The following is a 6,400-nucleotide window of genomic DNA, read 5'->3' on the forward strand; positions in this document are numbered from 1 at the left end:
GCTTCATCACGGAGCGGCTGACTTCGGCGACCGTGACCTTCAGCGTGACCTGGTCGTCGCCAATGATCTGCAGCAGGTTGACGATCTTGCTGGTGCGGCGCTCCTGGTCCGGGTTGTCGATGTCGACACCGCTCTGGGCCGAACCGCCGGCTGCGGTCTGCGAATATTGTCCTGTCGTCGCTTCACCACCCGAAACGAAGATCGTCGCCAGGTCGACCGCGCGTTTTGCGTCCAGCGGCGTGTCGACCGTTCCAGTCAGGACGACGTTGTCATTCAGAAGTTCCACCTTGATGGCCGACGTCGGCAGGAAGCGTCTGATATAATCCTCAAGACCGGCAACGTCGCGTTCGACCGCCAGGTCCAGGCTGACGATCTGCTCGCCATTCGGGCCGAAGACAAAGATGTTCGTCTCGCCGACCGACTTGCCGAACAGATAGATGCGCCTTGCAGTGCGGGTCACCGCGTCGGCAACCGCCGGGTTGGCCACGAGAATGTCGTAGGCATCGCTCGGCAGGTCGATGACCACCGACTTGTTGAGGCCGAGTTTGACGCGCTGGGTGGCCGTCGATGCCGTGACCTGCGCGTTCTTTGCCTCGACAACGCTGCCTTGCACATTCGTTCCGACGAGCAGCAGGCCGAATGCCGCGGCTACGATTGCCGGCAGTTTGCCACCTAGCCTCATTTCCTTGCCCCCACTTCGGAAACTTCGCCCGACTTGATCAGCCTCACCGTTCCTCTGCGGCCATTGCCGGAAACGAGATAGTCCGCCTCACCCAGATTTTTTTCCTGCGTGTCCGCGACCGCCCGCAACGCCAGGGTCAGGCGATCCGCCATCTGCTGGGCGACGGTGATGATCTCCGCCTGCTTGGGCGTCAGTTCCAGCGTGGCGGTCTGGCCTACCCTGGTCTTCTTGCCTTCCTCGTCCTCCTGAATGGTCTGGTCGATGGCCAGGACACGGATGTTCTTGAGGATGGTCTCGGTGTTGAAGCCGGCGGCGCCGCCGGCGGCATCGGCCCTGCGGGTCATGATGACGTCGACGAAATCGTTGGGAAGAATGAAGCCCCCGGCCGACGTATCGGCCGAGATGGCCGTGGCGACCGCCCGCATGCCGGAAGGCAGGATCGACGACATGAAGCTCTGGCCCTCGCCGATCAGCTTGGACCGCCGCAGCGGTTCTCCGGCATACATCGCCACACGGGCAACGGAACTCTTCAGCTTGTCCAGTGCCTCGGGCTCGGCGGTGCGGGTGATGAAATTCGCGTTGACGCCGTCGGCGGGCCAGGATTGCCAGGCGATGTTGTTTTGGATCGGGTTGCCCATCGGAACGTCGCCTGAAAGCACAAGCACATCCTGGAGTGCCACCGCCGGGGCCTGGGGACCGGAATCGACGACGACCTGGGGCGGCGGTGCCACCATGTTCTTCGCGACATAGCCAGCGCCACCCGCCGCGGCCACCGCCACGCTCAGAATTATCAATCGCGATGCTGGCATTTGTCCGAACCCTTGCCCTGGCAAACCACGTAGCCAAGCCGGACTTTGCAGCGGCAATCGTCAAAACAAGGTTAATGTAATGCTTACGATCGTGATTAATTTAAGGTTTACATAAATTAGCCGGAATGTGGTCTGAACGGCCAAAATGGCCGGGCCGGCCCTGTTGAGAACGGGGTTTCGGCAATGCTGACAGACAATAAAAATAAGATAGTGCTCAAGTCGCCAGCCTGGCAAGCGCCCATACCATCAAAGGCGAATCCGGATAGGTCAGCAACCCGCCAAGGCCGAGGGCGACGCCATAGGGGACTCCTTTTGCCTCGTCGGCGAAATGGCGCAGAAACGGATTTTGGCCGGTAACGGCCGCAAGCAGCGACTTCCGGTAGAGGATGATCGCGAGCGTCAGCAGGCCGCCGATGATTGTCGAGGCGACCAGATACTCCACGAGATTGATATTGAGGCCCATCCACATTGCGGTGGCGGCCAGAAGCTTGGCGTCGCCGCCGCCCATGCCGCCCATTGCAAACAGGCCGAACGTCACGGCCAGGACCAGGGCGCCGGCGGCGAAATGTCCGCCATAGGCCGCCCAGTCCATGCCTGTCAGGGGCGCGACCAGCGCGAAGACGACGACGAGCAGCACCGGCACGCGGTTGGCGATCGTCATCGACAGCATGTCGGAGATCGCGGCAAACAGCATGCAGAATGGAAAAACGACGAAGATCAGGGCTTCAAGCATCGGCGCCACGCCTATTGTCCGATTTCATGGGGCTCAATCTAAGCATGTTCGATTAACGATTGATGAGGCTAGGAACGAAAGACGACCTATATCGCCAGCGGCATAGAAAAAGGGCCGCCACGCGGCGGCCCTTTTCCAGAACGCAATCTAAATGCTCGGCGATAAGCCGATCAGCTGCCGCTCGGCGTGCCGTTCAGGGTGCTGCCGATGTTGGTGAACTTGGCGTTCAGCGCATTGCCGAGCGTGCCGGCGCCAGTGATGATGGCGAGCGCGATGAGAACGGCGATCAGACCATATTCGATCGCGGTCGCGCCGGATTCGTCCTTCACAAAACGTGCGATGAGATTAGACATTCGAGAGCTCCTACTCCACGTGTTACAGCACTTCCGTCAACTTCTGTGATGGTTGATCGGATGCTGCCAATCTAGGGAGAAGCTCTTTCGATCGGCTTAAGAAACAGCCTTACCGATTCCTTTCCCGGTTCGAACATATTGCGTGGTTAACCTCGGGCTAATGTATCGCTGAGCCTTCCAGACCGGATTTGGTAGGCTTGCGACCCGACCGGACCGCGCGTCGCGGGCGCCCTTGGCGGCCATTGCACGATTGGCAACATCGCATGCTTAACCGTTGGTTCACCAATCTCGTTCATGTTCCGTTGATCAGTCCGCCTGCGTGGAGCGCCTCAATGGCCCAGCCGAGATCGTCAATCCTGATTGCCGCGCTTCTTGCCGTCTCGAGCTTCGTCGCGCCCGCCATGGCCGGCGCCGGCATCGAGGTCACGATGAACCAGGCCAAGATCGTCAAACTTTCGCGTCCCGCAGACACCATCGTGGTCGGCAACCCGGCAATCGCAGACGCTTCGGTGCAGGACGCTTCGACGATCGTGCTCACCGGCAAAGGCTTCGGCGTCACCAATCTGGTCGTGCTCGATACCGACGGCAGTCCCATCGTCGACGAGCAGGTTACCGTCGTGCGGCAGGCCGCTTCGTCGGTGCGCATCTATCGGCGTGCCGAAATCCAGACGATGTCCTGCACGCCCTATTGCGAAAGCTCCTACAAGAGCGAAGCGGAGAAGTCTTCCGAAGCGGAGATGAGCGTCAGCCGATAGGTGGCGTTGCCGACTGCCGTTCCGGTTATTGTCTGGTTAAGAGGCCTGCGCCGACTTTAACGATCATCCAAACCGGACCTCAATCGGTTTGCGCTAATGCTCCTTCCGAGACCACATAGAGATCGGCAGGATCGAACATGAGCAAGGAATTCGGTCGCGCAGGCGACCACAGAGTGAGACGCCCAAGGTTTTTCGCCCGCTTCCTTCGTGACCGGCGCGGCGCCACGGCAATCGAATTCGCGATCCTTTCAGTCCCCTTCGCGCTGCTTGTCTTTGCCATTCTGGAAAGCTGCATCTCGTTTGCCGGCCAGGAGGTGATGGCCAACGTCACCGACGATGTAGCGCGCAAACTGCGCACCGGCCAGTTGAGGGCGGCTGACGTTGCCGGAACCAATTTGCGGGACATGATCTGCACGAAACTGCAGATCATCGTCTCCCAGGATTGTCCCAATCAACTGCTGGTGGATCTTCGCCAATATACATCGTTCGCCGATGCGGCCACGGCAGGCTTCAAGATCCAGAACGGCGATGTCGTACTGACGAAAGGCACCGCAACCCAATCGTTCTCAGTGACAGCGGGTGCGGCGGAGTCGAGGAACATGCTTCGGGTCTTCTACAAGTGGCCGATCATGACCGACCTCATGGCGCAGTCGATGGGCGGCAACAAGACCCTGCATTTCGCATCGGTGACCTGGCAGAACGAGCCGTTCGACAACTGAGCGGAATGCACGAGCGGTATAAGAAAAGGGCAATGGGCATGATGCGTGCGGGGGCACATCTTATGATTACGGGAGTTTGGCGGAAAGCAAGTCGATTCTGGTCCGATCGCCGTGGCATCGCGGCGGTTGAATTCGCGTTGATCATGCCAATTCTGCTGATCATGTACTTCCTCACAATGGAAGCGTCGCAAGCCATCGAGACCAGCAAGAAGGTCAGTCGTATCGGCAGCATGGTGGCCGATCTCGTTACCCAGCAGACAAGCGTCCTCAAAGCGGATGTCGACGCCATCATGCAGATCGGCAGCGTCACCCTTCAGCCCTACAACCGCTCGCCCCCTAGCATCACCATCACGGCGATACAGGTTACGTCCGATGCGACGAAGGCACAGGTGGTTTGGTCACGCAAATTGGTCGCCAGTGTCGCCAGCGCCGGCGCCGCCGCGACCACCGAGACAACGGTCCCAGCGTCGCTCAAGGTCGCCAACACTTTTCTCATCCGCGTCGAAAGCAACCTCGGCTATACGCCGGTCATCGCGTGGAGCGCGAGCAGTCAACAGAAGCTTGGACTGACCTCGGCTTTCAGCAACATAACCATGGGCGAAACCTATTATCTGCGCCCCCGCAGAAGCGTGACGATCCCTTGCAGCGACTGTTGAACAGAACCAGCCAGGCCCTGCGCAGGGCCGCTCCAGCTATTGCTGCGGCTCACGGTCCGAAACGAAGCGCACGATAGCAGCGGCCATCTCGTAATCTTTTGGCGACACGCGAGCGAAGCCGCCGGAATGTCTCGATTCCAGGAGATCGTAGATATCGGGCGTCGTCGACTTGAGGTTGGTGAGGAACACGGCAAGCCTGCGCTTGGCTTCCGGGTCGAGATCGCTGCGGACCGCATGGGGGCCGTATCTCAACAGGCCCGACGTCCATACGATCCGAAGCGCCGTCACCGAGAGCCCTGCCGCCTCCAGCCTGGCCTGCGTGCCCGACGGTTCTCGCGGGCCGTCGGCAGCGGCCCTCACCCAGCCGAACAGGCCATCGGCCTTGCCGTCGACCAGCATCGTCTCGGCCGCCGCGGCCGAATCGGTGCGGGCCAAAAACTGTGCATCTTCCGCGATCTTGCGGCCCTCCGCCGCCAACGCCGCCAATGGCAGGAGAGAACCGCCGACGCTGTCCGAAGGCGCCATGGCGATACGATGGCGGTCCATCGCCGCCAGGGCAGGCAGCTTGCCGTCTCGCGTCAGCAGAACGGAGCGGATGCCGATCGCGCCGTCTGAATCGACCGGAGCGACAAGCGGCTCGATACATAAGCAGCGCTGCGAAGCCGTCGCATAGGCGGTGGCCGAATAGATCGCATATTCGATGCGGGCATCGGCCTGCGCCTCGATCAGCGCGGCATAGTTGCGGGCAACGACAAACTCGACCTTCATGCCCAAGGCCTTGGTGTAGGCGTCGGTCAACAGTGCCAGCCCCGGAACGGCATTGCCGGCGCCTGGCTCGGCAACGATGCCGATACGAAACGTGCCGATATCATCGCGCCAGTCGGCATGCGCCGGGTTGGACCAGAGCCCGACGAGCGTCAGCATGAGAGCGGCATAAGTCTTCAGCGCAACCCTCATGACAGGAACCACAGTCTGTTGTCCTCGATCCATGCCCATCCCAGTGCACTGGACTATCACGCCAAGCCGTTGCCGTTTGGTTTCCGAATTGCCAATGAAGTCGCGGAACCCTATGTCTGGTCGGTCAAACTGGCAACAACTCGATGGCGCGCGCTTTCCTCTTCGTTCTGGATTCCTTCGGCATCGGCGGCGCGGCCGACGCCGACCGCTACGGTGACGCCGGCGCCAACACATTCGCGCACATCGCAGAGGCCTGTGCGGAGGGCCGTGCGGATCGCGAAGGGCTTCGCAGTGGACCGCTGTTTGTCCCTCACATGGCGTCGCTCGGGCTTGGCAAGGCCGCCGAAACCGCGACGGGACTGGGGTTTGCCAACAGCGGGGCGGATCTGCTCCCAACTGCCTTTCACGGCGCCGCACAGGAGGTTTCGAGCGGCAAGGATACACCATCCGGTCATTGGGAAATCGCCGGCCTGCCGGTGCGCCTCGACTGGGGCTATTTCCCGGATACGGTTCCGGCCTTTCCGGCCGAACTGACCGAGGCTATCATTCGCGAAGGCAAGGTGCCGGGCATTCTCGGCAATTGCCATGCGCCGGGCACCGAGATCATCGAGCGCTTCGGCGAGGAGCACATCCGGACCGGCAAGCCGATCTGCTACACGTCGGTCGACTCGGTCCTGCAAATCGCCGCGCATGAAGTCCATTTCGGCCTCGACCGGCTTTATGAATTCTGCCAGGT

The 6,400-nt window shown here is 60.9% G+C and carries 8 protein-coding genes and 1 pseudogene; 4 read left to right on the forward strand and 5 right to left on the reverse strand.

Annotated elements, in window-relative coordinates; all coding sequences use genetic code 11:
* From EN984_RS18365 to EN984_RS18380, 4 genes are all read right to left on the reverse strand, one after another.
* On the reverse strand, positions 1 to 682 hold a 682-nt coding region (locus tag EN984_RS18365), incomplete at its 3' end, for a pilus assembly protein N-terminal domain-containing protein (protein WP_127383870.1).
* Complete coding sequence (cpaB, locus tag EN984_RS18370) at positions 679 to 1,491, reverse strand: Flp pilus assembly protein CpaB (RefSeq protein WP_127268813.1); 813 nt, start codon at positions 1,489 to 1,491, stop codon at positions 679 to 681. The genes EN984_RS18365 and cpaB, both read right to left, overlap by 4 nt.
* A 214-nt stretch (positions 1,492 to 1,705) precedes the next feature.
* Positions 1,706 to 2,224 (reverse strand): prepilin peptidase, encoded by a 519-nt coding sequence (locus tag EN984_RS18375; RefSeq protein WP_127268812.1) that lies wholly within the window; start codon positions 2,222 to 2,224, stop codon positions 1,706 to 1,708.
* A gap of 170 nt (positions 2,225 to 2,394) precedes the next feature.
* Entirely contained in the window at positions 2,395 to 2,577 is a 183-nt protein-coding gene (locus EN984_RS18380) for a Flp family type IVb pilin (protein WP_127268811.1), read from the reverse strand.
* A 332-nt stretch (positions 2,578 to 2,909) separates the two neighbouring features.
* Here EN984_RS18380 and EN984_RS18385 point away from each other — a divergent pair, with 332 nt between their 5' ends.
* From EN984_RS18385 to EN984_RS18395, 3 genes are all read left to right on the forward strand, one after another.
* Positions 2,910 to 3,332 (forward strand): pilus assembly protein N-terminal domain-containing protein, encoded by a 423-nt coding sequence (locus tag EN984_RS18385; protein ID WP_013533687.1) that lies wholly within the window; start codon positions 2,910 to 2,912, stop codon positions 3,330 to 3,332.
* A 137-nt stretch (positions 3,333 to 3,469) separates the two neighbouring features.
* Entirely contained in the window at positions 3,470 to 4,051 is a 582-nt protein-coding gene (locus EN984_RS18390) for a TadE/TadG family type IV pilus assembly protein (RefSeq protein WP_127268810.1), read from the forward strand.
* Between the two features lie 38 nt (positions 4,052 to 4,089).
* Positions 4,090 to 4,707, forward strand: a complete 618-nt coding sequence (locus tag EN984_RS18395; RefSeq protein WP_127268815.1) for a TadE/TadG family type IV pilus assembly protein — start codon at positions 4,090 to 4,092, stop codon at positions 4,705 to 4,707.
* A 36-nt stretch (positions 4,708 to 4,743) separates the two neighbouring features.
* Here the strand turns inward: EN984_RS18395 and EN984_RS18400 are convergent, their stop codons facing one another.
* Positions 4,744 to 5,664 carry a PhnD/SsuA/transferrin family substrate-binding protein gene (locus EN984_RS18400; protein WP_164748717.1) on the reverse strand — a complete coding sequence of 307 codons (921 nt, stop codon included), beginning with the start codon at positions 5,662 to 5,664 and terminating at the stop codon, positions 4,744 to 4,746.
* Positions 5,665 to 5,807: 143 nt separating this feature from the next.
* Between EN984_RS18400 and EN984_RS18405 the strand changes: the two are divergent.
* A pseudogene (locus EN984_RS18405) lies at positions 5,808 to 6,400 on the forward strand (phosphopentomutase); the annotation flags it as partial.

This window comes from Mesorhizobium sp. M7A.F.Ca.CA.004.12.1.1 (assembly GCF_003997835.1).
In the GTDB taxonomy this organism is placed as follows: domain Bacteria; phylum Pseudomonadota; class Alphaproteobacteria; order Rhizobiales; family Rhizobiaceae; genus Mesorhizobium.